This is a genomic window from Zunongwangia mangrovi (genome assembly GCF_900112105.1).
GTDB classification, from domain to species: domain Bacteria; phylum Bacteroidota; class Bacteroidia; order Flavobacteriales; family Flavobacteriaceae; genus Zunongwangia; species Zunongwangia mangrovi.
Genome location: NZ_FOKV01000003.1, coordinates 304,808 through 329,667 on the forward strand (window position 1 = coordinate 304,808; position 24,860 = coordinate 329,667).

The 24,860-nt window shown below is 36.6% G+C and carries 20 protein-coding genes; all 20 read left to right on the forward strand.

The genetic code is table 11. The features are described 5' to 3' along the window. The first annotated feature begins 6 nt into the window (after positions 1 to 6). On the forward strand, positions 7 to 663 hold the full coding sequence (gene pgmB, locus BM201_RS09695) for a beta-phosphoglucomutase (protein WP_092542049.1): 657 nt from the start codon (positions 7 to 9) through the stop codon (positions 661 to 663). Between the two features lie 12 nt (positions 664 to 675). Then, positions 676 to 2,976, forward strand: coding sequence for a glycoside hydrolase family 65 protein (locus BM201_RS09700; RefSeq protein ID WP_092542051.1), 2,301 nt, complete (start codon positions 676 to 678; stop codon positions 2,974 to 2,976). Between the two features lie 35 nt (positions 2,977 to 3,011). Further along, positions 3,012 to 5,123 carry a glycoside hydrolase family 97 protein gene (locus tag BM201_RS09705; protein WP_092542053.1) on the forward strand — a complete coding sequence of 704 codons (2,112 nt, stop codon included), beginning with the start codon at positions 3,012 to 3,014 and terminating at the stop codon, positions 5,121 to 5,123. A gap of 272 nt (positions 5,124 to 5,395) precedes the next feature. After that, positions 5,396 to 7,243 carry a glycoside hydrolase family 13 protein gene (locus BM201_RS09710; RefSeq protein ID WP_092542055.1) on the forward strand — a complete coding sequence of 616 codons (1,848 nt, stop codon included), beginning with the start codon at positions 5,396 to 5,398 and terminating at the stop codon, positions 7,241 to 7,243. A 2-nt stretch (positions 7,244 to 7,245) separates the two neighbouring features. Further along, a complete protein-coding gene (locus BM201_RS09715) occupies positions 7,246 to 8,691 on the forward strand; it encodes an alpha-amylase family glycosyl hydrolase (protein WP_092542057.1) in 1,446 nt (481 codons plus the stop codon). Positions 8,692 to 8,814: 123 nt separating this feature from the next. Beyond that, on the forward strand, positions 8,815 to 9,801 hold the full coding sequence (gene pfkA, locus BM201_RS09720; RefSeq protein ID WP_092542059.1) for a 6-phosphofructokinase: 987 nt from the start codon (positions 8,815 to 8,817) through the stop codon (positions 9,799 to 9,801). 17 nt (positions 9,802 to 9,818) lie between these two features. Next, entirely contained in the window at positions 9,819 to 10,817 is a 999-nt protein-coding gene (gene gap, locus BM201_RS09725) for a type I glyceraldehyde-3-phosphate dehydrogenase (RefSeq protein WP_092542061.1), read from the forward strand. 99 nt (positions 10,818 to 10,916) lie between these two features. Further along, the gene (locus BM201_RS09730; protein ID WP_092542063.1) at positions 10,917 to 11,774 is read left to right on the forward strand and encodes an N-acetylglucosamine kinase; all 858 of its coding nucleotides are present in this window, start codon (positions 10,917 to 10,919) and stop codon (positions 11,772 to 11,774) included. Between the two features lie 53 nt (positions 11,775 to 11,827). Next, positions 11,828 to 13,363 carry a YifB family Mg chelatase-like AAA ATPase gene (locus BM201_RS09735; protein WP_092542065.1) on the forward strand — a complete coding sequence of 512 codons (1,536 nt, stop codon included), beginning with the start codon at positions 11,828 to 11,830 and terminating at the stop codon, positions 13,361 to 13,363. Positions 13,364 to 13,448: 85 nt separating this feature from the next. Continuing rightward, on the forward strand, positions 13,449 to 14,603 hold the full coding sequence (locus BM201_RS09740) for a DUF2891 domain-containing protein (RefSeq protein WP_092542067.1): 1,155 nt from the start codon (positions 13,449 to 13,451) through the stop codon (positions 14,601 to 14,603). Between the two features lie 17 nt (positions 14,604 to 14,620). Beyond that, complete coding sequence (locus BM201_RS09745) at positions 14,621 to 15,832, forward strand: Nramp family divalent metal transporter (protein WP_092542069.1); 1,212 nt, start codon at positions 14,621 to 14,623, stop codon at positions 15,830 to 15,832. Between the two features lie 105 nt (positions 15,833 to 15,937). After that, positions 15,938 to 16,675, forward strand: a complete 738-nt coding sequence (pxpA, locus tag BM201_RS09750; protein WP_092542071.1) for a 5-oxoprolinase subunit PxpA — start codon at positions 15,938 to 15,940, stop codon at positions 16,673 to 16,675. Further along, a complete protein-coding gene (gene pxpB / locus BM201_RS09755; protein ID WP_092542073.1) occupies positions 16,672 to 17,406 on the forward strand; it encodes a 5-oxoprolinase subunit PxpB in 735 nt (244 codons plus the stop codon). The genes pxpA and pxpB overlap by 4 nt, the downstream gene beginning before the upstream one ends. A gap of 1 nt (position 17,407) precedes the next feature. Further along, positions 17,408 to 18,259 carry a 5-oxoprolinase subunit C family protein gene (locus tag BM201_RS09760; protein WP_317039144.1) on the forward strand — a complete coding sequence of 284 codons (852 nt, stop codon included), beginning with the start codon at positions 17,408 to 17,410 and terminating at the stop codon, positions 18,257 to 18,259. Positions 18,260 to 18,506: 247 nt separating this feature from the next. Beyond that, entirely contained in the window at positions 18,507 to 18,890 is a 384-nt protein-coding gene (locus BM201_RS09765) for a hypothetical protein (protein WP_092542077.1), read from the forward strand. Then, complete coding sequence (locus BM201_RS09770; protein ID WP_092542079.1) at positions 18,887 to 19,627, forward strand: hypothetical protein; 741 nt, start codon at positions 18,887 to 18,889, stop codon at positions 19,625 to 19,627. The genes BM201_RS09765 and BM201_RS09770 overlap by 4 nt, the downstream gene beginning before the upstream one ends. Next, entirely contained in the window at positions 19,617 to 20,405 is a 789-nt protein-coding gene (locus BM201_RS09775; RefSeq protein WP_092542081.1) for a sensor histidine kinase, read from the forward strand. The genes BM201_RS09770 and BM201_RS09775 overlap by 11 nt, the downstream gene beginning before the upstream one ends. Further along, positions 20,398 to 21,024, forward strand: a complete 627-nt coding sequence (locus tag BM201_RS09780; RefSeq protein ID WP_092542083.1) for a response regulator transcription factor — start codon at positions 20,398 to 20,400, stop codon at positions 21,022 to 21,024. The genes BM201_RS09775 and BM201_RS09780 overlap by 8 nt, the downstream gene beginning before the upstream one ends. Before the next feature lie 87 nt (positions 21,025 to 21,111). Beyond that, positions 21,112 to 22,632: a carbon-nitrogen hydrolase family protein gene (locus BM201_RS09785; protein ID WP_092542085.1), complete on the forward strand. Its 1,521-nt coding sequence runs from the start codon at positions 21,112 to 21,114 to the stop codon at positions 22,630 to 22,632. Positions 22,633 to 23,185: 553 nt separating this feature from the next. Then, complete coding sequence (gene ilvD / locus BM201_RS09790) at positions 23,186 to 24,859, forward strand: dihydroxy-acid dehydratase (protein ID WP_092542087.1); 1,674 nt, start codon at positions 23,186 to 23,188, stop codon at positions 24,857 to 24,859. Position 24,860 lies beyond the last annotated feature (1 nt).

The window sequence follows — 24,860 nt, forward strand, 5'->3', positions numbered from 1 at the left end:
ACTAAAATGAGTCAAAAAGCTATCATATTCGATCTTGATGGTGTAATCGTAGATACTGCAAAGTTCCATTTTTTAGCCTGGAAGAAACTGGCTAATGATCTGGGTTTCGATTTTACCAAAGAACAGAATGAAGAACTAAAAGGAGTGAGCCGGGTAGATTCGCTTAAAAAAATACTGAACTGGGGAAACAAAGAACTTTCAGAAGAGGAGTTTAATCGCCAAATGCAGCTTAAGAACGAGAATTACCTGTCTTATGTAAATGAGATGGATAAAGGAGAGGTGCTTCCGGGAGTACAAAAAGTACTGGATTATCTAGAAGAAAATAATATTCCGTATGCACTGGGATCTGCCAGTAAAAATGCACGTCATATTTTAGAGAAAATCGATTTAAAAGATGGTTTTTCTGCGATTGTAGATGGTACAGATGTTAGCAAGGCAAAACCAGATCCCGAAGTTTTCTTGATTGCTGCTGAAAAACTAAATGTGGCTCCGCAAAAATGTATCGTTTTTGAAGATTCGGTTGCCGGAGTACAGGCAGCGAACAAAGGTGAAATGACAAGCATTGGAATTGGTGAAGAAAAAACACTTCAAGAAGCCGATTATATCTTCAATGATTTTACAGAGATCTCGATCGAATTTTTAAAAAATCTACTCCAAAAATAAATAATATCAGCAATGAATCAGGATTATATTAAACCAGATGCATGGTCCATTATAGAAGAGGGTTTTGACGCCGCGCGCGTAGAATCTTCAGAAAGTTTATTCAGTATGGGTAACGGCGCTATGGGGCAACGTGCCAATTTTGAAGAGCAATATTCTGGCGATACTTTTCAGGGGAATTATATCGCCGGTGTTTTTTACCCCGATAAAACAAAAGTGGGTTGGTGGAAAAACGGCTACCCCGAATATTTCGCTAAAGTTTTAAATGCGCCCAATTGGATAGGAATAAATGTTTCTATAAACGAAGAAGCTTTAGATCTTAATACTTGTAAAGAGGTTAAAGATTTTGTGCGTGAACTAAATATGAAAGAAGGCTATCACCAAAGAAGTTTTGTTGCGGTGATGCCAAACGGTCTTGAAGTAAAAGTTACAGCAACCCGTTTTCTTTCTATTGTCGATGATGAGTTAGGTGCTATAAACTACGAAGTTGAGGTGCTTAATGCAGATGCTGTGGTGAAATTTACTCCGTATCTGGATGGAGGGATCACCAATCGCGACGCTAACTGGGAAGAGCGTTTTTGGGAAACTTTAGCCGTTAAAGCTGAAAATGAGCAGGCTTTTGTGGTTTCTAAAACCTTAAAAACCGAATATCATGTAGGCACTTATATGCAATCTGAAATCACTTTGAATGGTGAAAAACTTCAGGTTGAAGGTGAAGTAGAAAAAGCCGAAGATCAGATAAGTATTTCGTATTCAGTTAAAGTAAATAAAGGAGAAAAAATTGCGCTTCAAAAATATGCAGGTTATGTAACCGATATGAATCACAGCCAGGATTCGTTGATTGAAGCCGCAAAAAATGTACTTCAAAAAGCTACAAAATCTGGTTTTGCAGCATTGCTTCAGGAGCAAAAAGAAGCCTGGGCGAAGATCTGGGAAATGGCAGATATCACGATCGATGGTGATGTAAAAGCACAACAGGGAATTCGTTTCAATATTTTTCAGCTAAATCAAACTTATTTAGGGAAAGACGAGCGATTAAATATTGGTCCAAAAGGATTTACAGGTGAGAAATATGGCGGTAGTACCTATTGGGATACCGAGGCGTATTGTATTCCGTTTTATATGGCGACCAAAGATCAGCAGGTAGCTAGAAATCTATTGACCTATCGTTACAACCATTTAGAAAAAGCGAAAGAAAATGCACAAAAATTAGGATTCACTAATGGAGCAGCGCTTTATCCAATGGTAACCATGAATGGCGAAGAAAGTCACAACGAGTGGGAGATCACTTTTGAAGAAATTCACCGTAATGGTGCGATGATTTTCGCGATCTACAATTACGTTCGTTTTACCGGAGATTACAGTTATGTGCCAGAAATGGGCTTAGAAGTAATGATCGCGATTGCTAGATTCTGGCAACAGCGAGCAAACTTCAGTAAAAACAAGAATAAATATGTGATCCTTGGTGTAACCGGGCCAAACGAATACGAAAACAACGTAAATAACAACTGGTACACTAACTATTTGGCAAAATGGTGTATCGAATATTGTATCGAAAATATCGAGAAAATTAAAGCAGAATTTGCTGAAGATCATTCTCGAATTATGGCTAAAACCAGTTTAGATGCTGAAGAAATTGCTAAATGGAAAGACGTAGCTGAAAATATGTATTTCCCATATTCTGAAGAATTTGGTGTTTATCTCCAACAGGATGGTTTCTTAGATAAAGAGATCGAGCCGGTGAGTACGCTTACAAAAAAGCAGCGCCCAATTAACCAAAATTGGAGTTGGGATCGCATTCTAAGAAGTTGTTACATCAAACAGGCCGATGTGCTTCAGGGATTCTATTTCTTTGAAGATCATTTTTCCGAAGAAAATTTAGAAAAACACTTCGATTTCTACGAGCCAATTACTGTTCACGAATCTTCGTTGTCGCCTTGCGTACACAGCATTCAGGCAGCGAAATTAGGTAGAATGGAGCAGGCTTATACTTTTTACTTAAGAACTTCTCGATTAGATCTAGACGATTATAATCACGAGGTAAAAGAAGGTTGTCACATTACCAGTATGGCGGGAACCTGGATGAGCATTGTAGAAGGTTTTGGCGGAATGCGTGTGGTAGACGAAAAATTGTCTTTTACTCCACAATTGCCGGAGCAATGGAACAGTTTCAGTTTTAAAGTGAATTTTAGAAACCAGATCCTAAAGATCAATATTGGTAAAAATGAGACTACATTTTCTGTAGATGGAAACGAGCCAATGACCGTGTTATTGAACGGAGAAGCGATTGAGGTGCAAAACACTATAAATAGCTAAACAGGCCTTTAAAGGCATTTTAAAATTTTTCGAAGATGAAAAAGATAATAACAGTAATTACAATTTGTTTTTCTTTTTTAGGATTGCAGGCACAGGAGTTAAAATCTCCTAATGGCGACCTGGAAATGAAATTCAGTTTACAAGAAAACGGAACTCCGGCGTATCAATTATTTTACAAAGGAGAGGAAGTGATAAAAACCAGCACGCTTGGTTTAGAACTTAAGGATGATGAAACTTCGTTGATAAGCGGATTCGAAATTTCTGACTCAAAAACATCGAATTTCGATGAAACCTGGACGCCGGTTTGGGGAGAAACAGCTGAAATTAGAAACCATTACAACGAATTAGCGATCACGTTAGAGCAAACTTCAGCAGAAAGACGAATGATCATTCGTTTTCGTATGTTCAATGATGGTTTAGGTTTTAGATATGAATTTCCGCAGCAAAAAAACCTGGTGTATTTCGTGATCAAAGAAGAGCATACGCAATTTGCAATGACGGGAGACCATACGGCGTATTGGTTGCCGGGAGATTACGATTCTCAGGAATATGATTACACGACATCTAAACTTTCAGAAATTAGCAGCAAATTCGACGAAGCCTGGGTTGGGAATGCATCCCAGACGCAATTCTCAAAGTCGGCCGTACAAACTTCTTTAATGATGAAAACTGAAGACGGAATTTACATCAATCTTCACGAAGCAGCTTTAAAAGAATATTCGTTAATGAACCTGAATTTAGATGAAAACAGTCTTGTTTTTGAATCATGGTTAACGCCAGATGCGTTAGGAAATAAAGGATATCTTCAGGCGCCTGCGATTTCACCGTGGAGAACGATCATGGTAAGTGATGGTGCTACAGATATTTTAGCATCTAACATCACGCTAAATCTTAACGAGCCTAATAAGATCGAAGATACTTCGTGGATAAAACCAATGAAATATGTTGGTGTTTGGTGGGAAATGATCACCGGGAAAAGTACCTGGAATTATACCGATGAATATCCATCTGTAAAATTAGGAGAAACCGATTTTGAAAATGCTGAGCCAAATGGAAAGCATGGCGCTACGACCGAGCATGTAAAAGAATATATCGATTTTGCTGCTGAAAATGGTTTTGATGGTGTTTTAGTTGAAGGATGGAACGTTGGATGGGAAGATTGGATTGGAAATTCTAAAGATTATGTTTTCGATTTTGTAACTCCTTATCCAGATTTTGATGTAGAAGGAATCCAGGAATATGCAGAAGCTAAAGGAGTGCAAATGATCATGCATCACGAAACTTCTTCAGCAATTCGTAATTACGAGCGTCATTTAGACACCGCTTATCAATTTATGAATAAATATGGATATCCTGCGGTAAAGAGTGGATATGTTGGTGATATTATTCCGCGCGGCGAACATCATTATGGGCAGTGGGCGATCAATCACTTCTTATATGCAGTGAAAAAAGCAGCCGACTATAATATTATGGTAAATGCGCACGAAGCGGTTAGACCAACTGGATTGCGTAGAACTTGGCCAAATTTAATAGGTAACGAATCTGCCAGAGGAACCGAGTTTCAGGCATTTGGCGGATCAAAACCAAATCACGTGACCATTTTACCGTTTACACGTTTAATTGGCGGACCGATGGATTATACTCCTGGAATTTTTGAAATGGATATCAGTAAAATCAATCCAGATAACAATTCGCATGTAAATTCAACCTTAGCAAATCAATTGGCACTTTATGTAACAATGTACAGTCCGTTGCAAATGGCAGCCGATCTTCCTGAAAATTACAAACGTTTTCCTGATGCTTTTCAGTTTATCAAAGATGTGGCTTTAGATTGGGACGAAAGTAACTATTTAGAGGCAGAGCCGGGAGAATATATTACTGTTGCTCGTAAAGCTAAGGGAACTGAAAACTGGTTTGTAGGAAATGTAAATGGAACAACGCCAAGAACTTCAAAAATTAAGCTTGATTTCTTAGAAGATGGGAAAAAGTATGAGGCCACAATTTATGCAGATGCAAAAGACGCTCATTACAAAGCTAATCCTCAGGCGTATAAGATCACCAAGAAAACCGTAACGAGCAAGTCGACTTTAAAACTGACTTCAGCGCCCGGTGGTGGTTATGCGATAAGTATTTTTGAGAAGGAATAACTAGAAGTTAGATTTTAGAAGTGAGAAGTTAGAAATATCTAGTAGTCATCCCGGACTTGATCCGGGATCTCATTTAGAATAATCTGGATGAGATTCTGAATCAAGCCCGCCTGCCGGACGGAAAGGTTCAGAATGACAGTAATACTTGCTGTCACTTCAATTGACTTTATTGAAGCGAAAGCGTAAATAAAATAGTATTGAGAAATCTTATTTAACCCAAAACTAAAGGCTGATAGCTATTCGCTGAAAGCTAAGCGCAAAAAATTTGAAAAATGAAAACTAAATTATATAATCTTGTGTTACTCCTGTTATGTTTTACAGGAGTAGCGCAAGCCCAGATCGATAAAATGGAACCACCTTTTTGGTGGAGTGATATGAATCTGGAAGAACTTCAGATCATGTTCTACGGAGAGAATATCGGAACTTACAAAGTTTCTTCAGAAGATGAGGTAATTATCAATAATATTAGAAAAACTGAGAATCCAAATTATGTGTTTGTGACCATCAATTCTGGAGATCTTGCTGCAGGAGATTACCAATTTACCTTCAGTAAAAAAGGTAAAAGAAATATTACCAAAACTTTCGAACTAAAGCAAAGAGAAGAAGGTTCAGCATTAAGAGAAGGATTTGATGCCAGTGATGCGATCTATTTAATTATGCCAGATCGTTTTGCTAACGGAAATCCAGATAATGATTCTTCAGCAGAAATGCAAGAAAAAGCCGATCGTTCTAAACAAGGTGGCCGTCATGGTGGAGACTTGCAAGGTGTGATCGATAATCTGGATTATTTAGACGATCTTGGAATTACCGCACTTTGGAGTACGCCTTTACTGGCCGATGATGATGCCGGATATTCATATCATACTTATGCGCAAAGCGATGTTTATAAGATCGATCCTCGCTACGGAACCAACGAAGATTACAAGCGTTTAGCTGATGAACTTCATAAAAAAGATATGAAGTTAATTATGGATTATGTGACGAATCACTGGGGAAGCGAGCATTGGATGATCAAAGATCTGCCAACTTACGATTGGGTTCACCAATTCCCGGGTTACGCTAATTCTAATTATAGAATGACTACGCAGTATGATCCTCATACATCTCAGCGTGATTTTAAATATTGTGTGGATGGTTGGTTTACCGGGACGATGCCAGATTTAAACCAGAGTAATCCTTTGGTGCTAAATTATCTGATTCAGAATGCGATTTGGTGGATCGAATATTCTGGTTTGGACGGTTTTAGAGTAGATACGTATTCTTACAATGATAAAGATGGAATCGCAAAATGGACAAAAGCGATCATGGACGAATATCCATATTTCAATATCGTTGGGGAAGTTTGGATGCACGACCAGGCGCAGATAAGTTACTGGCAGAAAGATAGTCCGATTGGTGCGATTCAGGATTACAATTCTAATTTACCATCGGTAATGGATTTCACTTTGCATGATGCGATGACGTCGATGTTCAATGAGCCAGATGTCAGCTGGGATCGCGGAATGATAAAAGCTTACGAGAATTTTGTGAACGACTTTTTGTATGCCGATACCGATAATCTAATGGTTTTTATGGGAAATCATGATACTGGTAGATTCAATGAGATTTATGATGGCGACTTCCAGAAATACAAAATGGCAATGACGATGATCGCTAGCGTTCGTGGTACTCCACAATTGTATTACGGTGACGAAATAGGTATGCGTGGTGATAAAGGGAAAGGTGATGGTGCGATTAGACAAGATTTTCCCGGTGGTTGGAAAGGCGATGAACAGTCTGCTTTTACTGCGGAAGGAAGAACGGAGACCCAGTCGCAATATTTCGAATTAACCTCAAAATTGTTGAATTTCAGAAAAGAAAATGAAGTGCTGCAATTTGGGAAAATGCTTCAGTTTTTACCTGAAAATAATGTGTATGTATATTTTAGATACAATGATAAAAACCATGTAATGGTGGTGATCAATAACAATGCTGAAGACCAGACATTGGATCTGAAAAAGTATGCTGAAGGAGTCCAAAGTTCGACATCTGGGAAGGAAATTATTTCCGGAGAAACTATTCAGTTAGATGAGAGTTTAAGTATTAAGGCTCAGGATGCCATGTTAATTCAACTTCAATAAAAATGAAAAGATTTATAATAGCGGCGCTTGCAGTTTCGATGCTTGCTGCCTGTAAAAATGAAGCTTCAGAAGATTCAATAAAAAAAGAGGACGAAAAAGCTCAAATATTAGCTCCAATTAATGATAGTATTTTAGGACAATCTGTAATTTACGAAGCTAATATTCGCCAATATTCTCCAGAGGGTACTTTTAATGAGTTTACGGAAGATATTCCGCAGTTAAAAGAGCTGGGCGTGAAAGTTATCTGGCTAATGCCGGTATATCCAATATCTTCAGTAAAAAGAAAAGCTGCCGATGGCCGTTTTGCAGAAGAAATAGAAGATGCTAAGGAACGCGAAAAGATTTTAGGGAGTTATTATGCAATTTCAGATTATACAGGGATTAATCCTGAATTTGGAACGCTAGAAGATTTTCAGGAATTAGTGAAAACAGCACATGATAATGATATTTACGTGATTTTAGATTGGGTAGCGAATCATACCGGTTGGGATCATGTTTGGATCGATGAACATCCAGAGTTCTACACGAAAAATGAAGCGGGTGAAATTATAGATCCTATAAATCCAGATACCGGCGAAAGTTGGGGATGGACAGATGTAGCCGATCTTAATTATGATAACAAAGAGTTATGGACAGAAATGCGCAAGGAAATGCGTTATTGGGTTGAAGAGCAAAATATCGACGGATTTAGATGTGATGTAGCTGGTGAGGTGCCAACCGAGTTCTGGGAATCTGCAGTAAAGGAAATCAAACAGGTGAAACCAATCTTTATGCTGGCAGAATCTGAAGATAAAGATCTTTTCGAGGAAGCTTTTGATATGGGTTATAACTGGGAAGGTCATCATATTTTAAATGCTATTGCGAAGGGCGAGAAAAACGCTAAAGATTTAAGTGATTATTTAAAGAAGATCGATACTACATATCAGAAAGATGATTACCTGATGAATTTTGTGACCAATCACGACGAGAATAGCTGGAGTGGATCTGTAAATGAACGAATGGGAGATGCGGCAGAAGTAATGACGGCACTTACCTTTACAATGCCGGGAATGCCGTTAATTTATAGCGGGCAGGAATACGATATGCAAAAGCGTTTGCGATTTTTTGAGAAAGACACCATTCCGCATCAAAAAAATAAATTCTGGCCAATTTTATCGAAACTTGGCTCATTAAAGAATAGTAGTATAGCGCTAGATGGATCGAAAACTTCAGCGAATTATATTGAAATTGAAAATTCTAAAGAAAATGCTATATTTAGCTTTAAAAGAGCGCAAGGCGATGATAAAGTGATCTTTATAGGAAACTTAACAGATCAGGAAAAAAGCTTTACCGTTGATCTTAAAGGGGAGTTTATTGATTATATGAATAACGAAAAAGTTTTCGTAATTGAAGAAAATCAAAAATTTCAATTTTCTCCATGGGAATATAAAATTTTAATAATTCAGTAATAAAATTCACAAAATGATAAAAACAGCCCCTATTTGGGGCTGTTTTTATTAGTTATCAACCGAAATCGATTTAGTTTAAACACAAATTAGGTTATATTTAAGATTTAAAATAGATTTGAGGTGATGGCAAATACAATAAAAAAAATTGGTGTCTTAACGTCTGGAGGAGATGCTCCAGGAATGAACGCCGCAATTCGCGCGGTGGTTAGGGCTTGTTCTTTTTATAATGTTGACTGTGTAGGGGTTTATAGAGGCTATCAAGGTTTAATGGAAGGCGACTTCGAAGAACTAAATGCCAGATCTGTACGTAACATTATTAATAAAGGAGGTACTTTCCTTAAGTCTGCTCGTTCTATGGAGTTTAAAACCGTAGAAGGTCGTAAAAGAGCTTACGAACAATTAACAAAAAATAACATCGACGCTTTGGTTGTTATAGGTGGAGATGGTACTTTTACGGGTGGCGTTTATTTTAGTAAGGAATTTGATCTTCCAATAGTTGGAATTCCTGCTACGATCGACAACGATATTAGCGGTACAGATTTTACTTTAGGATACGATACTGCACTTAATACAGTTGTAGATGCCATTGATAAAATTAGAGATACTGCCAGTTCTCATAATCGATTGTTCTTTATCGAAGTTATGGGAAGAGATGCGGGAGACATTGCTCTTAATAGCGGAATAGGAGCAGGAGCCGAAGAAATTCTAATACCCGAAGAGGATGAAGGTGTAGAGCGAATGTTAGAATCCTTACGTAAGAGTAAAATGTCTGGCAAACTTTCCAGCATCATAGTAGTAGCCGAAGGAGAAAAAAGCGGAAAAAATATATTTCAGCTTGCAGAGTATGTAGAAGAGCATTTAGAAGATTACGACATACGAGTATCAGTTCTTGGACATATTCAAAGAGGAGGGCGACCAAGTTGTTTCGATCGCGTTCTTGCAAGTAAATTAGGAGTAGGAGCTGTAGAAGCTTTATTAGACGGTGATTCTAAAGTAATGATTGGTTTAAATCATCAACACGTAGTTCGCGTTCCGCTAACCGTAGCCATAAATGGTGAGGCAAAATATGATAAAGAATTAAGAAGGGTGGCAGACATCACTTCAGTTTAAATTTTAAAAATAGAAAAATGAGTACAAAAATTGGAATTAACGGTTTTGGCCGAATTGGGCGTATAGCCTTTAGAATAGCTGCACAAAGTGAAAAAGTAGAAGTTGTTGCTATCAACGATTTACTTGATGTAGATCATCTAGCTTACCTTCTAAAATATGATTCTGTACACGGTAAATTTGATGGTTCTGTTGAAGTTAAAGACGGAAACCTTGTTGTGGACGGGAAAACAATTAGAGTAACTGCTGAAAAAAATCCTGCAGATCTTAAGTGGAAAGATATTGAAGCTGAAGTTGTATTAGATTGTACAGGAATCTTTACAGATTTAGATAACGCTAAAGCTCACCTTGAAGCTGGCGCTAGAAAAGTTGTAATTTCTGCACCTTCTAAAACTGCTCCAATGTTCGTAATGGGTGTTAACCACCACGAAGTAACTGCAGATCAGGATATCGTTTCTAACGCTTCTTGTACTACTAACTGTCTTGCTCCACTTGCAAAAGTGATCGATGATGAGTTTGGTCTTGTTGAAGGTTTAATGACTACAGTTCACGCTTCTACATCTACTCAGTTTACAGTAGATTCTCCATCTAAGAAAAACTTTAGATTAGGAAGAAGTGCGATCGCTAACATTATCCCAAGTTCTACAGGAGCTGCTGTAGCTGTAACTAAAGTAATTCCTTCACTTAAAGGAAAACTAACTGGTATGGCATTTAGAGTTCCTACCACTGATGTTTCTGTTGTGGATCTTACTGTAAAAACAGAAAAAGCTGCTTCTTACGACGATATCAAAGCTGCTTTCAAGAAAGCTGCTGGTGGAGATTACAAAGGAGTAATTTCTTATACAGATGATGCTGTTGTTAGTCAGGATTACGTTTCTGATGCTCATACTTGTAACTTTGATGCTGAAGCTGGTATCGCTCTTAACGATAACTTCTTCAAATTAATCGCATGGTATGATAACGAATATGGTTATTCATCTAAACTTGTAGATTTAGCTGCACACGTAGCTTCTTTATAATAAATTCATATAAGCCTGAAAGATTGTGCGGTAATTCAGATTTTTTGAATTTGCATGGTTTTTCAGGCTTTTTTATCTCTAATCAATACTAAATAGCAAATGATACTAATAGCAGATGGTGGCTCTACAAAGTGCGACTGGATATTAATGGATTCCACCGGTGAAAAGATTTTTAAGACAAGAACTAAAGGATTAAACCCGGCTGTATTTCCAGAAATAGTATTGGAACAACGTATAGAAGAAAATCCAGATCTTAGAGAAGTAAAGGATAAGGTAGAAAGAGTTCATTTTTTTGGAGCAGGTTGTGGTACAGATAAACCTAGCAATTTGCTGGCCGGGATTATCGCTAACTTTTTCACCAATGCAGATGATGTAATGGTTAAAGAAGATATGGTTGCTGCTGTTTATGCTGCCACTACAGAGCCCGGAATCGTATGTATTCTTGGTACTGGATCTAATTCATGCTATTTTGATGGAGAAAATATTCACCAGGCGGTAGCTTCTTTAGGATACATTTTGATGGATGAAGCTAGTGGAAATTACTTCGGAAAGAGATTGATTCGTGATTACTACTATAAAAGAATGCCTCCGGAACTTGCTGTTAAATTTGAAGAGAAATTTGATGTTAGCAGTGACGAAATAAAAAAGAATATCTACCAAAAAGACAATCCAAATACATATTTAGCTTCTTTTGCAGAATTCATTTTTGCTAACGAGCGTAATGGATATTTCTATAAGTTGGTTCACGAAGGATTAACAGATTTTGTACATTCTCGTGTACTTTGTTATCCAGAATGTCGTACCACTCCGGTTCACTTTATCGGAACGATTGCTTACTTTAGTGAAGATATTATTAAAGCAGTCCTACAGCCTTACGGTATAGAAGTAGGAAATATTGTTAGACGTCCTATTGATGCTTTAGTAGATCACTATCGTAAAAATGTGTTAACTGTTTAAAATACAGTTAATTAAAATATTTTATTTACTACATTTAGAGAAAACGTCTTTAAATGCTGGTAAAAGTTTATGGTAGCGCTGTCTTTGGAGTAGAAGCTACGACCATCGCGGTCGAGGTAAATATCGACAAAGGAATTGGTTATCATTTAGTAGGTCTGCCAGACAACGCGGTTAAGGAAAGTAGTTTTAGAATTGCCGCAGCACTTCAAAATAACGGATACAAATTTCCGGGAAAAAAGATTATTGTAAATATGGCTCCAGCCGATCTACGTAAAGAAGGGTCGGCTTACGACCTTACTTTCGCGATCGGTATTTTGGCCGCTTCTGGCCAGATCAAAGCAGAAAATATTTCAGATTATATCATAATGGGAGAATTATCCCTTGATGGAAGTTTACAACCCATCAAGGGAGCACTTCCTATTTCCATTAAAGCAAGGCAGGAAGGATTTAAGTATTTTATCTTACCCGAGCAAAATGCTAAGGAAGCGGCTATAGTTTCAGATGTAAAAGTCTTTGGCGTAAAGAATATCAAAGATGTTTGCGAGCATTTTGATAAGGATATTGAACTTCCTGAAACCATTGTAAATACCAGGGAAGAATTTTATAATCACTTAGATCATCCAGAGCACGATTTTGCAGATGTTAAAGGGCAGGAGTCTATAAAACGCTGCATGGAAATTGCTGCTGCCGGTGGGCATAACATTATTCTTATTGGTCCTCCCGGTGCCGGTAAAACGATGCTCGCTAAAAGATTACCCAGTATTTTGCCTCCCATGACCTTGCATGAAGCTCTGGAAACTACAAAAATTCATAGCGTAGTTGGAAAAGTAAAAGATCACGGACTCATGGCGCAGCGCCCGTTTCGTAGTCCGCATCATACGATTTCCGACGTCGCACTTGTCGGTGGTGGGGCATATCCACAACCGGGAGAGATTTCTCTTTCGCATAATGGTGTATTGTTTTTAGATGAATTGCCCGAATTTAAGCGTAGTGTTCTAGAAGTAATGCGACAGCCTTTAGAAGATCGAGAAGTGACCATTTCCCGAGCGCGATTCACGGTAACTTATCCTTCCAGCTTTATGTTGGTGGCGAGTATGAATCCAAGTCCCGGCGGTTATTTTAATGATCCCGATGCTCCCGTTACTTCCTCACCTGCAGAAATGCAACGTTATTTAAGCAAAATTAGCGGCCCACTCTTAGACCGCATTGATATTCATATAGAAGTAACTCCGGTTCCATTCGATAAACTTAGTGAAGATAGAAAGGGAGAAAATAGTATCGATATCAGAAAACGGGTCACTAAGGCCCGAGAAATACAAACGGAGAGATTTCAGGAATTTGAACATATTCATTATAATGCACAGATGGGAACCAAGCAGATTACGAAATTCTGTAAATTAGATACTACTTCTAAAAACCTTTTAAAAACAGCAATGGAACGTCTAAATCTTTCAGCTAGAGCTTATGACCGAATTTTAAAAGTTTCCAGAACCATAGCAGATCTGGAAGCTTCTGACGAAATTAAACCAACTCACATCAGTGAAGCTATTCAGTATCGAAGTTTAGATCGAGATGGCTGGTTGGGATGATTGTTTTTTCTTTTTGGGAAGACCTTTAAATTTTTGTAATTATTTTTTGATAAATTGTTCCTGAATTTTCAAGCATTTCTAATCCATGAAAAAATTAATAGTTGTTTTTGCTGCGCTAGCCTTAGCGGCCTGTAAAAATGATACCGATACAGATCCAAATCGTAGTAAAGAAGAATCGACAGATAGCATAATCGACATCGATTCTATAACTGAAGGTTTAAAACCTGAAACCTCTATTAATTTTACGTTGGAAGAAGCCAATAATTTAGCAGAGCTTCCATTAGAGTGTATTAGCACAGAATATCCTAATAAACTGAGTCAAACTTTATCTAATGCTGAAGCAATGGGAGAGCCTTCGCAGTTACATCCAGCTTTTTATGGGTGTTTTGATTGGCATAGCTCGGTTCATGGACATTGGTCTTTAGTGGCACTTTTAAAGCGTTTTCCGAATCTTGAAAAAGCAGACGAAATTCGTCAAAAATTAGAACAATCTTTATCTGCTGAAAATATTAAAGGTGAAGTAGCTTATTTTAACCGTCCTGAAGAAAATTCTTATGAGCGGACTTATGGCTGGGCCTGGCTTTTAAAACTCGCTGAAGAATTAAAAACCTGGGAAGATCCACTAGCGACAAAATTAGATGAAAACCTTCAACCCTTAACCGATTTAATAATATCCAGATATCTTGATTTCTTACCAAAACTTAACTATCCAATTCGTGTAGGAGAGCATACAAATACTGCTTTTGGATTAGGCTTCGCTTACGATTTTGCGGTAACTATCGAAAATGTAGAATTACAAGAATTGATCTCTAAACGTGCGAAAGATTTCTATTTAAAAGATGATAATTGCCCTATTGGATGGGAGCCGGGTGGTTATGATTTTCTGTCACCATGTTTAGAAGAGGTTGATATCATGCGAAGAATTATGCCTAAAAATGCATTTTTTCTTTGGATAGAAGACTTTATGCCACAACTTACGAACGAAGATTTCTCGATAGAAGTGGGAGAAGTTTCAGATAGAAGTGATGGTAAATTGGTTCATTTAGACGGACTTAATTTCAGCCGGGCCTGGGTTTTCTACGGTTTAGCAAATCAATATCCAGAGAAGTTTGCGCATTTAAGTGTTTTGGCTGATAGTCATTTGAGCTATTCTTTTCCAAATGTGGTTGGCGATTCTTACGAAGGTGGTCACTGGCTGGGTACTTTTGCGATCTATGCGTTAAGTCAGGATAAAAAATAGTCATTTTTAAACATAATTTGAAGAATTACCTCAAAGAACTAGGACCCGGAGTTTTGGTTTCTGCAGCTTTTATTGGCCCGGGAACCGTAACCGCCTGTACATTGGCTGGTGTTAATTTTGGCTATTCTTTACTTTGGGCATTATTACTATCTATTTTTTCATGTATCGTTTTACAGGAGATGGCGGCCAGATTAGGCGTTGTTTCCCAAAAAGGATTAAGTGATAACATAAGAGCAGAACTAAAAAAACCGGTTTGGCGATTTTTGGCACTCGCCTTAATTTTTTCGGCTATCGTGATTGGTAATGCGGCTTACGAAGCGGGTAATATTACCGGTGCAGTTTTGGGATTACAGGCCGTTTTTGGTGAACAACAGATCAGTTTATTCAATTTTGATATAAATCTTTGGAGTCTTGCTGTAGGAGCAACTGCATTCGCTATCCTTTGGATAGGGAATTATAAAGTTTTAGAGAAGATTTTTATCGCCCTTGTAATCCTAATGAGTCTGGCGTTTATTATCACCGCCTTTGTTGTAAAACCTGATATTACTGAAATTTTAAACGGATTTATACCGAATAACATTTCTACCGGAATTCTTGGAGTAATCGCTTTAATAGGAACTACTGTAGTGCCTTATAATTTGTTCTTACACGCTTCGCTGGTTAGTGAGAAGTGGAAAGAAAAAAAGTATCTAAAAACGGCTAAAATCGAATTAATTATAGCGATTGTTTTAGGCGGAATCGTTTCTATGGCGATTTTGGTCTGTGGCGCAGCCTCTGGATTAGACGGTGTAAATAATGCAGTAGACCTGGCTGAAGGTTTAAAACCTGTTTTTGGAGATTTTGCATCATGGTTTATGGCTATTGGACTTTTAGCCGCAGGGATTACCTCGTCGATCACAGCGCCACTTGCAGCTGCTTACGTTGTAAAAGGTTGTTTAGGCTGGCAAACCAACTTAAAGTCGGGTAAGTTTAAAGCAGTTTGGGCTTTTGTGGTGATTTTGGGCGTTTTTTGCTCGTCTTTAAAAATTCAGCCAATCCAATTAATCCAGTTTGCACAAATCGCAAACGGAATTTTACTTCCGGTCATTGCAATTTTTCTTTTTTGGGTAGTAAATAAAACTTCAGTATTAGGTAATTACAAAAATACACTTACGCAAAATATCTTTGGTTTTATAGTGATTGCAATAGCTGTTTTTCTGGGAGCAAAATCAATCTACACGGTTTTATAAATTCTTACCTAAAACATCGAATTTCAGCATTTTTAAAGGCTTATCATTTCTTTTGCACTTTTCTACGGAAAAAACTTTATATTAAAATCCTAGCAAAATTAGACAATGAAAGAGATAGATATTAATTGCGATCTTGGTGAAGGTGGTAATTACGATCACTTATTAATGCCGTTAATTTCCAGTTGTAATATTGCCTGCGGTGGCCATGCCGGCGATCTTAAAACGATGGGAAAAACGATAGATCTTGCCATAGCAAATAATACAAATATTGGTGCGCATCCTTCGTATCCTGATAAAGAAAACTTTGGTAGAAGCTCGGTAGATATTTCTACGGAAGCACTAAAAAAAAGTATCCAGGATCAGATAATATCATTACAAAATATTGCTGAAGAAAAAGGAACAAAACTGCATCATGTAAAACCTCACGGAGCCCTTTATAATGATGCCGCAAAAGATGAAAGAATTGCCCAAATTATCGTTGAAAGTCTCCTCGAAATTGGAGGTGATTTTAGCCTTTTTGCACCCTTAAATTCGGTAATTTCTAAAGTTGCAAAAGGCAAAATAAATATCATTTTTGAAGGCTTTGCAGATCGAAATTATGAAGCTGATTATTCCTTAGTAAGTAGATCGAAATCTAATGCTGTAATCGAAGAAAAAGAAGCTGTTTTTAAGCATGTTTTTAGTATGTTTCAGCAGCAAAAAATCATAGCCGAAAATGGCCAGAATTTGCCTTGTGAAGCAAGTACTTTTTGCCTGCATAGTGACACTAAAAATTCAGTTGAAATTCTACGATTTTTACATCAAAAATTTTCCGAAGAAAATATAAAGATCAAAAACACATGAGTAAGGAATTACCACATATTTCTCAGTTAGGAGATAATGCAATTTTAATTCAGTTTGAGAAAATAATAAGCGAGAAAGTACTAGATGAAGTATTGTTTTACAAAAACTTGATTCAGCAACTTTATGTTAAACAAAAAGTTGAAGTAATTAATACATATAACTCGATATTAATTAATTACTTTGTTACTATAGAAGATGTTTATAGTGATTTGAAAGCTGTGAAAGAAGTCTTTCAGCAGAACAATAATACAAAAAATATTGATAGTCGTGTTTTTGAAATCCCGGTGTGTTACGATCTTGATTTTGGGATTGATCTTGAACTTATTTCGAAAGAGAAAGACTTAGAGGTTTCAGAAATAATTTCACTGCATACACAGCCAGAATACCGAGTTTATTTTATGGGTTTTTTACCCGGATTTTTATACTTGGGAGGTCTGGATAAAAAGCTTCAGATTTCTAGAAAATCGCAACCCCGAATGAAGATCGAAAAAGGCGCTGTTGGAATTGGTGAAAATCAAACCGGAATTTATCCAAAAGTGAGTCCCGGTGGCTGGCAAATTATCGGCAATTGTCCGGTAGATTTTTTTGATAAAAACAGTGAAATTCCAACGCAAATTTCAGCAGGAGATTACATCAAATTTAAGAGTGTAGAGAAGGAAGAATATGAGCAAATAAAAGAGCAGGTAAAAAACGGGAATTTTCAACTTAAAAAACAGGAGCGAAATGGGTAAAATGAAAGTTTTACAATCGGGACTTTTTAGTAGTATTCAGGATTATGGAAGATTTGGCAATATGAAATATGGCGTTCCAGCTAGTGGAGTGATGGATCGTTATGCGGCAAGAACTGCTAACCTAATGTTGCGAAATGATGCAAACGATGCTGTTTTGGAAATTACCATGATGGGACCAAAATTAGAATTTACGGCAGCAACAAAAATCGTGATTTCTGGAGCAAATCTGTCGCCTAAATTGAACACTGAAGAAATTGAAAATAATGAGATCATCGAAATTTCTGAAGGTGATATTTTAAGTTTTGGCAGAAAAATTTTGGGTTGTAGGACCTACCTGGCAATTTCTGGAGGATTTTCTACGGAAGAGGTTTTAGGGAGTAAAAGTTGGTATGACGGAATTACCGAGCATCAGAAATTAGAAAAGGGAATGGAAATACCTTTTACTGAAGATGCAGCGAATAAAATCGAAACTTTTGCAGCCCTAAAGTTCAATGATGATTATTTGCGATCTACGGTAGTTGAAGTTTATAAAGGGCCAGAATTCGAATTTCTTTCAGAAGAACATAAATCAAAGTTAGAGACTTTGGATTTTAGTATCGATCAAAACAACAACAGGATGGCGATACAGCTGCAAGAAGAATTACCAAACGAGCTTGAACCCATAATCACCGGGCCGGTAGTTCCCGGTACGGTGCAATTAACACCTTCAGGAAAATTAATTATTTTAATGCGAGACTGCCAAACTACGGGTGGATATCCAAGGGTTTTACAATTGACAGATAAAGGATTGAGAACAATGGCGCAAAAGTTAACTAATGAAGAAGTGAGATTTTATTTAACGAAACCGTTATAAATAAAAAAGTGCCGACTAGACGTTTAACGAAGTAATAAAGACCCTACTCAGAATTACTTCACATTCTATCGACACTTTTTTGCCCCAAAACACCTTAGCTAACTAAAATGATATTACAAAAATAGATTAAAAGATTGTTATTGCAAAGGGGAAAAACACCCTTTTTTGCTAAAAATTTCTTGAATAGCCTAAAAATTATATTTAATTTTATCTTAAAATTAATTCATCATTAAATATTTCGTAATCAATGGATAAGCCAGAAAATTGTATTTCTGCGGCTAAAGCTAAAGCAATGGAAGCCAGCTGGGAAGCGACTAGAGGCGAGGCTTTGCAAAAAGCATTAGGGTATCCAGATACACATCACACTATTAATTCTATAAAACAAATTAGGGATTATTTAGATTATGTTGAACATAAGTCTCTAGAAGAACATATTTTAGAACCTAAAATTTCAATTTTTTTAGAGGTGTACGAGAAAATGGAAAATAGACCTCCTGTAAGCACTTTTTTTTTAGCACCAACAAAACCTGTGCAAATCGACGAAGTGGTTAAAGATTTACCCAATTATGAAATAGATCCTTATAATTTGGGAGAAGTTCCTTGGCCTCCAGATAAATACGGGACTAAATGAATTTAGTACAGTGGTTTTTTGAAAATGCAGGTTTATACTTTTTCTATGAGTTTGCAGTGGCAATTATCGGAACGTATTTTTATTTTTACCAGGCTAGAGGCAATGTACTTTTTAAATGTCTTATGATCTTCTTTTGGTGGACGTGGTTTGCAGATTCTTTTGCAAAATATGCCGCTATTCTATATTTAAATGAATATAAGATGTTAGATGTTAGAAACACGATTTTTGAAAGAGATGGTTGGATCTATAATTTGGTTCATATTGTAAGTATCGTGTTCTACACCTGGTTTTTTAATCGATTAATTCCAGGTGAGAGTTTAAGAAAAATAGTTAAGTATTTGGGAATTTTTGTAGCGGTCGTTAGTTTGATCTTGTTTTTTATATCTGATGATTTCTGGATCGTTTCAAATGCAGATGTAGCTTTTGTTAAGGGTTTAATGATTATTTTATTTTGCGTACTATGTTTTTTAGGTTTAATAAGTTCAGACCAGATCATCTCATTTTATAAATTTTTTGGCTTCTATTTTACTATTGGAATCTTTGTGTTCTATCTTTTAACTACGCCACTTTTTATCTACACTAAATACTTTACCTGGGACAGTTATGATTTTTCTATGCTACGCATCTTTATCGTAAAATCCTGTAATGTTGTTTTATACAGTTTATGCATTATTGGGTATTTAGTTGCAATGAAGCATAAAGATTTGAATTTAAAATACTCTAAAGATGCTACCTAAAGAACAGTTATTATTAATTATATATGTGATCTTTGTTTGCTTTGTTTTGGGGGGCTTTATTATTGCTTTCTTTGTTACTTATCAACGTAGAAAGAATAAGTTGCTTCGAGAAAAGATAGAGGCAGAGCAGTATTACGAAAAAGAAATTTCGAATACAAAGATCGAGATCCAGGAGCAAACTTTAAAGAATATTGGTTGGGAGTTGCATGATAATATAGGGCAATTGTTATCTGTTGCTAAGATGCAACTAAATATGGCAAGTGTAGCAAAAGAAATTCCTTTAGAAACTATTAAAGATATTAAAGATGTAGTAGCAGATTCGCTACAGGAAGTAAGAGCACTTTCAAAATCTTTAAACAGTGACGTTATTGGAAATGCAGGCTTGGAAAAATCGGTAGCGTATGAACTGGATCGCTTTTCCAGACTTAACGTTATTCAAACAAATTTTAGCACTAAAGGTGAGCCTTTCCTCATAGGCCAAAAGAATAGTCTGGTTATTTTTCGAATTCTACAGGAATTTTTCTCAAATGTGATAAAACATTCTGGTGCAGATCACTTAATGGTCTCTTTTCATTATTCTGAAAATGAATTATTTATAGAAGCTAAAGACGACGGAGTAGGATTCGACCTACAAAATATAGAACGAAATAGTGGATTATACAACATGGAGAGCAGAGCGGCATTAATAAATAGCCGATTCACGTTAAATTCTTTTCCTAACAAAGGAACTTCTATATCTTTGCACTTTCCAAAACAACCAAGTCAATCAAATGAGTAAATCGATAGTTATTGTCGATGATCATGTTCTTTTTGGCCAATCTTTAAAAGGATTGGTCGATTCGTTCGATGATTATCGGGTAAAAGCAGTTTACAAGAACGGGAAAGAACTTCAGGAGAATTTGAGAAAAATGGATTTACGTCCAGATCTTATTTTATTGGATATCCGAATGCCGGTTATGGATGGGCTGCAAACGATGCAATGGCTTAAGCAAGAATTTCCGAAGCAAAAAGCAATGGCTTTAACAATGGAAGATGATGAAGAAATTTTGCTTAAAATGCTCGGTCTTGGTTGTAGAGGATACCTGGTGAAAGATATCGATCCAGATAAGTTTAAGCAGGCTTTGGATAGTGTCGTTGATACCGGTTATTATGTAGATAAAGAAGTTATGGAAGAACTGGAAAGAAAAGAACGTTCTAAAGAACAATTTTCAGAAAGAGAAATCGAGTTTCTGCAATACGTATGTACAGAAATGACTTACAAAGAAATCGCAGCCGAAATGCGTCTTAGTCCTAAAACTATCGATGGATATCGCGAAAGTCTTTTTGTGAAATTAGATATTAAAAGCAGGGTAGGGCTTGCTGTTTATGCGATTAAGAATAATTTTTGTACCATCTAATATTCCCTGTTTTTAGCTTCATTTTTTGAAAATCTAAAGTTTTAGATAGTATCTTCGTTTTCAGAATTAAACACGCGTTTATAGAAGATGGAGACACCAACGATCGAGCTAAGAAACTTAAAAGTTCAGGATTACAAAGAACTTAAAGTTTCTATGATTAAAAGTTACAGCGGTATGCCAGATGATTACTGGAGTGAAGCTGAAATTAAAACCTTAGTAAAAAAATTTCCAGATGGCCAGTTTTGTATCGTTATCGATAACAAAATTGCAGGCTGCGCACTTTCTATTATTGTAGATTATAATAAATTTGATGATAATCATACCTACGACGATATTATTGGTGGTGAGAATTTTGCAAATCACACTAAAAACGGAGATGTTCTCTACGGAATAGATGTTTTTATTCATCCAGAATATAGAGGAAAACGTCTTGGACGTCGGCTTTACGAAGCGCGTAAAGAATTGTGCGAGCAACTGAATTTGAAATCTATAATTTTTGGTGGTAGAATCCCCAATTTCGGCAAATACGCACAAGAACTTACTCCAAAAAAATATATTGATAAAGTAAAACTTCAGGAGATTCACGATCCTGTATTGTCATTTCAGCTTTCTAACGATTTTCATGTAAAAAAAGTGATCAAAGGATATCTTTCTGGCGATCACGAAAGTAAAGAATATGCTGTTTTGATGGAATGGAATAATATTTATTATACCAAACCTCAAAAATTAATAGAAAGTACCAAAACCGTGGTTCGCCTTGGATTGGTGCAATGGCAAATGCGTTTGTTTAAGAATTTTGATGCACTGGTTTCTCAAATTGAGTTTTTTGTAGATGCTGTGAGTGATTATCAAAGCGATTTTATTCTTTTTCCTGAATTATTTAACGCACCGCTTATGGCCGAATTTAATCATTTAAATGAAGCTGAAGCGATACGTGGACTTTCAACTTATACTGAAAAATTGTTGGAGGTTTTTATCGATTTTGCCATTACCTACAACATAAATATCATAACCGGAAGTATGCCGCAGGTTATTGGTGAGCATATGTATAATGTTGGTTTTTTATGTCGTCGCGACGGAAGTTACGAGCGATACGAGAAATTACATATTACTCCGGCTGAAGAATCTGCCTGGGGAATGAAGGGCGGTACCAAATTACAAACTTTTGATACAGATTGTGGTAAAATAGGAGTTTTGATCTGTTACGATGTAGAGTTTCCAGAACTTCCAAGGCTATTAGCTGAAGAAGGAATGAACATTTTATTTGTTCCATTTATGACAGATACTCAAAATGGGTATTCCAGAGTTCGAATTTGTGCGCAATCTCGAGCAGTAGAAAATGAATGTTATGTGGCGATCGCAGGTTCTGTAGGAAACCTCCCAAAAGTGAATAATATGGATATACAATATTCGCAAAGTGCAGTATTAACACCATCAGATTTTGCATTTCCTGTAAATGGCGTAAAAGCCGAGGCTACACCAAATACTGAGAGCACACTATTAGCCGATGTAGATCTAGATTTGCTTAAAGAATTACACAATTTTGGAAGCGTGCGTAATTTAAAAGATCGTAGAAAAGATCTTTATTCGATAAAACTTAAAAAATAGAATAAAACTTTATCTGATAAAAAATTAATCCTTAAGTTTACTCGATAATCGAGGTGAAATGCTGTGTTTTTAGTTGGAATGCCTCGAAAAATAAGTTGTGTATAAATGCCTTAAGGGCTTTTTCCAAGATTTATTGAGTTATGAATTTTAAGAAGCAAAACATTATCTCTTCAATTATTGAGGTCATTTTCATTTTGAAAACCTGACCCTGGAGAAGATGTGTACAATTTATATAAAAAAAGCCATCTCTCGAGATGGCTTTTTTTATGCTTTTTTCTGAAAATTAAAGGAAATACAGCATTTTTTAAAGCTGCTGTATTTCCTTTAAAACTGAATGTATTTTAAATATAATAACGATGTTAATGTTAAATCACTGAAAAATTAAATGTTTTTTGAGAGTTTCAGCAGTCGTAATAAAGAGTGTTTTAAATTACTGAAAATCAATAATTTATAATGTTAAATATGCCGTTGAAGACAATTAAGCAATCTTGGCTAAAAAACAGAGGCATTTTGAAGGCGGTAATTTTATCTAACGAGAAGAGAAAAATTAGTAATGAATAATAAGTATAGTAGTATTTTAACACAGAGTGATTCGCAACCGGGATCACAGGCCATGCTTCACGCAATTGGCTTAACCAAAGAAGATTTTAATAAACCTTTTGTTGGGATTGCAAGTACAGGTTACGAAGGTAATCCTTGTAACATGCACCTAAACGATCTCGCTAAATTGGTGAAAGAAGGAACACTTTCAGCAGATCTTGTAGGATTAATATTCAATACTATTGGCGTAAGTGATGGTATTTCTATGGGAACACCGGGAATGCGTTTTTCACTGCCTTCACGAGATATTATTGCAGATTCTATGGAAACTGTGGTAAATGCTATGTCTTACGACGGTTTGGTTACCGTAGTAGGTTGTGACAAAAATATGCCGGGAGCCTTAATGGCCATGCTTAGATTAAACAGACCATCAGTTTTAGTTTATGGTGGTACAATTGCTTCAGGATGTCACAACGGTAAAAAATTAGATGTTGTTTCGGCTTTTGAAGCCTGGGGCGCTAAAGTGAGCGGTGATATCGATCAGGAAGAATATGATAATGTGATCGAGAAAGCCTGCCCTGGTGCAGGAGCTTGTGGTGGTATGTATACTGCGAATACAATGGCTTCAGCAATAGAAACATTGGGAATGTCTTTACCTTACAATAGTTCTAATCCTGCCGTAGGAGAAGAAAAGAAATCTGAAAGTGTAAAGGCAGGAGAAGCAATGAAACTTCTTATCGAGAAAGATCTTAAGCCTAGAGATATTGTAACTAAAAAATCGCTGGAAAATGCGATTCGACTATTAACACTTCTTGGTGGTTCTACTAATGCGGTATTACACTTTTTAGCGATTGCTCGTTCAGCAGAGATTGAATTAGGTATTGAAGAATTTGGAAAGATCGTAGATAGTACGCCGTTTTTAGCGAATCTTAAGCCTAGCGGTAAATACGCTATGGAAGATATTCATAGAATTGGCGGGATTCCCGCAGTACAAAAATTCATGTTGAAACATGGATTACTTCATGGAGATTGTATGACGGTTACTGGTAAAACTTTAGCTGAAAATCTTGCAGATGTTCCAGATCTGGAAGAAGGTCAGGATGTAATTTATCCAATCGATCAACCAATTAAGAAAACCGGTCATATTAGAATTCTTCATGGAAACCTAGCTGAAGAAGGATCGGTTGCAAAAATTACGGGTAAAGAGGGAATGAGCTTTACAGGAATTGCTAAGGTTTTTGAAAGTGAATACGAGGCTAACGATGGTATTTCAGAAGGAAAAGTAAAGAAGGGTGATGTTGTAGTGATTCGTTATGAAGGGCCTAAAGGAGGACCGGGAATGCCAGAGATGCTTAAACCAACTTCAGCAATTATGGGAGCTAAACTTGGGAAAGATGTTGCACTAATTACAGATGGTAGATTTTCTGGCGGAACACATGGTTTCGTGGTGGGACATATTACTCCTGAAGCTCAGGAAGGTGGTATGATCGCTTTATTGCAAGACGGCGACAAAATTACTATTAGTGCAGAGGACGATTCTATAAATGTAGATCTTACTGAAGCAGAGATCGAAGAAAGAAGAAAAAACTGGAAAGCACCTGACTTAAAATTTAGTAAAGGTGTTTTATATAAATATGCGAGAACAGTTTCATCGGCATCAAAAGGATGCGTGACCGATGAGTTTTAAT

Bases quoted from the DNA above. Each gene is read 5' to 3' on its own strand.
- BM201_RS09780 (WP_092542083.1), top strand. From the start codon at position 20,398: ATGAGTAAATCGATAGTTATTGTCGATGATCATGTTCTTTTTGGCCAA.
- pfkA (WP_092542059.1), top strand. From the start codon at position 8,815: ATGGCAAATACAATAAAAAAAATTGGTGTCTTAACGTCTGGAGGAGAT.
- BM201_RS09730 (WP_092542063.1), top strand. From the start codon at position 10,917: ATGATACTAATAGCAGATGGTGGCTCTACAAAGTGCGACTGGATATTA.
- pxpA (WP_092542071.1), top strand. From the start codon at position 15,938: ATGAAAGAGATAGATATTAATTGCGATCTTGGTGAAGGTGGTAATTAC.
- BM201_RS09765 (WP_092542077.1), top strand. From the start codon at position 18,507: ATGGATAAGCCAGAAAATTGTATTTCTGCGGCTAAAGCTAAAGCAATG.
- BM201_RS09760 (WP_317039144.1), top strand. From the start codon at position 17,408: ATGAAAGTTTTACAATCGGGACTTTTTAGTAGTATTCAGGATTATGGA.
- pxpB (WP_092542073.1), top strand. From the start codon at position 16,672: ATGAGTAAGGAATTACCACATATTTCTCAGTTAGGAGATAATGCAATT.
- BM201_RS09785 (WP_092542085.1), top strand. From the start codon at position 21,112: ATGGAGACACCAACGATCGAGCTAAGAAACTTAAAAGTTCAGGATTAC.
- gap (WP_092542061.1), top strand. From the start codon at position 9,819: ATGAGTACAAAAATTGGAATTAACGGTTTTGGCCGAATTGGGCGTATA.
- BM201_RS09715 (WP_092542057.1), top strand. From the start codon at position 7,246: ATGAAAAGATTTATAATAGCGGCGCTTGCAGTTTCGATGCTTGCTGCC.
- BM201_RS09710 (WP_092542055.1), top strand. From the start codon at position 5,396: ATGAAAACTAAATTATATAATCTTGTGTTACTCCTGTTATGTTTTACA.
- BM201_RS09770 (WP_092542079.1), top strand. From the start codon at position 18,887: ATGAATTTAGTACAGTGGTTTTTTGAAAATGCAGGTTTATACTTTTTC.
- pgmB (WP_092542049.1), top strand. From the start codon at position 7: ATGAGTCAAAAAGCTATCATATTCGATCTTGATGGTGTAATCGTAGAT.
- BM201_RS09740 (WP_092542067.1), top strand. From the start codon at position 13,449: ATGAAAAAATTAATAGTTGTTTTTGCTGCGCTAGCCTTAGCGGCCTGT.
- BM201_RS09775 (WP_092542081.1), top strand. From the start codon at position 19,617: ATGCTACCTAAAGAACAGTTATTATTAATTATATATGTGATCTTTGTT.
- ilvD (WP_092542087.1), top strand. From the start codon at position 23,186: ATGAATAATAAGTATAGTAGTATTTTAACACAGAGTGATTCGCAACCG.
- BM201_RS09700 (WP_092542051.1), top strand. From the start codon at position 676: ATGAATCAGGATTATATTAAACCAGATGCATGGTCCATTATAGAAGAG.
- BM201_RS09705 (WP_092542053.1), top strand. From the start codon at position 3,012: ATGAAAAAGATAATAACAGTAATTACAATTTGTTTTTCTTTTTTAGGA.
- BM201_RS09735 (WP_092542065.1), top strand. From the start codon at position 11,828: ATGCTGGTAAAAGTTTATGGTAGCGCTGTCTTTGGAGTAGAAGCTACG.